General features: G+C 48.5%; 1 protein-coding gene. It reads left to right on the top strand.

Going from position 1 to position 260, the window contains the following annotated elements; all coding sequences use genetic code 11:
• Positions 1–190: hypothetical protein (locus ACYQ78_RS39775; RefSeq protein WP_459806173.1), on the top strand; the 190-nt coding region annotated here is incomplete at its 5' end.
• Between the last annotated feature and the right edge of the window lie 70 nt (positions 191–260).

Below are 260 nucleotides of genomic sequence, written 5' to 3'. Positions count from 1 at the left end.
ACTCCTTGGCTCACAGAACGACATGGCTACGATCCGCCTTGAAAAAAATGGCACCAAAGGCAGCAGAGAAGAAACCAGCAGCGGAGAAGAAGCCAGCAGCAGAGAAGACACCAAAACCCAAAGCAGAAAAGAAGCTCCCACCAAAAGACGCAGCAGACAAGAAGAAGAAGAGACACAAGAAGTCAGTTGAAACATACAAGATCTACATCTTCAAGGTGTTGGAACAAGGGCACCCAAGTCGGATCGTAGCCATGTCGTTC

It is taken from the genome of Herbidospora sp. RD11066, assembly GCF_054661255.1.
The sequence above is the reverse complement of the archived record's forward strand: the minus strand, read 5'-3'. Positions and strand labels throughout refer to the sequence as shown.